The 1,609-nt window shown below is 68.4% G+C and carries 2 protein-coding genes; one reads left to right on the top strand and one right to left on the bottom strand.

What is annotated here, in order from left to right:
- Positions 1-605: helix-turn-helix domain-containing protein (locus tag GWK61_RS58140; RefSeq protein WP_323748207.1), on the bottom strand; the 605-nt coding region annotated here is incomplete at its 3' end.
- A gap of 147 nt (positions 606-752) precedes the next feature.
- Here GWK61_RS58140 and GWK61_RS54440 point away from each other — a divergent pair.
- Positions 753-1,609 (top strand): D-alanyl-D-alanine carboxypeptidase family protein (locus tag GWK61_RS54440; RefSeq protein ID WP_323748206.1); only part of this gene is annotated, 857 nt, incomplete at its 3' end.

Below are 1,609 nucleotides of genomic sequence, written 5' to 3'. Positions count from 1 at the left end.
GGCTTGGGGTGTGCGGCCGGGTCGGCTGGCGCGGTCGGCGTGCCGGGCATGCTCGGCGTGGTGTGTGCGGCCGGGTCGGCTGGCGTGTCGGGCGTGGCTGCCCGGGTGGCCCAGAAGCGGGCTCGGGCGGCGGCCGGTGCGGGTTCGCCGTTGATGGTCTCGGTGGGCTCGTGGCCGGTGGTGGGTTCGAGGGCGCGTCGCGATTTCGTGCTTGCGGTCGTCGGCTGGCCTGTCGCCTCGATTTGGGCTTCCAGCTCGTCCATGTCGGCTGGCAGCCCGGCGATCGCCTCGATCGCGGACTCGTCGGCGCCCAGCAGGCGTTCCTGCACCGCCGCGATGGTCAGTCCCTCGGCCTGGAGGCGTTTGATCGCGACCAACTGGGCCAGGTGCGTGCGGCTGTAGAGCGCGGTCCGGCCGCGCATCGCCGCCGGGCGGCCGAGCAGGCCGATGGAGGTGTACCAGCGGATCGTGCGCACGTCGGGTACCTCCCTGATTCGGCCGTTGGGTTGGGTCAGTGCTGGTTGGGTCGGTGTTCCGGCCGCCAATGCCGCCGCGGCCAGGCGTGCCAGCCGGTCGATGGTCCAGGGTGCCGAGTCGCCGTTCACGGGACTGATGATGACACTGTCATATGACAGTGTCAATGGGACGGTGACGGTGACCCGACAGTGATCGCGGAAGTGACCCGCCAGCGACCGCGACAGTGACCGCGACGGATGTTGATCGTGGCACAGGGCGCTGATACGGTCCCGCGTGTGGTCGTGAGCCTCCGGTTCCGTGTGTTTGTTCTGCTCGGCGCCGTTGTCACGGCGTCGGCGGTGGTGCCGTCGGCGGGGGCGGGCACAACGGCCTTCGCAACGACGTCGGTGCCGTTGCCGCCGGACGTGGATGTCGCCTCGTATTTGATCGTCGACTACGACACGGGGCAGATCCTCGCCGAGCAGGACCCGCATCGTGAGCTGTATCCGGCCAGCACGCTCAAGGTCCTGACTGCGGACACGCTCATCCCGCGGCTGGACCCGAACCGCGAGGTCACGCCGCAGGCTTCGGACTTCGCCGCCGAGCCGGACGGGAGTGTCGTCGGTATGACGGCGGGTGTTACGTACTCCGTCGCCGAGTTGTGGCGCGCGACGTTCGTGGAGTCGGCCAACGATGCTGTTGCGGAGTTGGCGCATCTGTCCGGGGGGTTGGACGCCACCGTCGCGGCGATGCAGAAGGAGGCGCGTAGTCTCGGCGCGCGCGACACGACGGTCGTCGACGCGGACGGCTACGACCAGGACGGCCAGCTCACCAGTGCGTACGACCTCGCGCTGTTCGCGCGCGCGGGTCTGCACATCCCGGCGTTCCGCGAGTACTGCGACCTGAAGCAGACCACGTTTCCCGGGCCGAAGGGGACGACGCTCACGCTTACCAGCCATGATCCGATGGTCAAGGCGTATCCGGGCATGATCGGGATCAAGGGCGGGCTGACGACGAAGGCCGGCCATACGTATGTCGGGGCTGCGACGCGCGACGGGCATACGGTTATTGAGACGATGATGCTTGGCGGGACGGATGTTTTTGATCAGGCGGCGCGGTTGATGGACTGGGCGTTTGAGGTCGATGGGAAGGT

This window comes from Catenulispora rubra, from assembly GCF_015356825.1.
Taxonomy (GTDB): Bacteria; Actinomycetota; Actinomycetes; order Streptomycetales; family Catenulisporaceae; genus Catenulispora; species Catenulispora rubra.
Note: the sequence above shows the minus strand (reverse complement) of the source record. Positions and strands in the feature narration are given on the sequence as shown.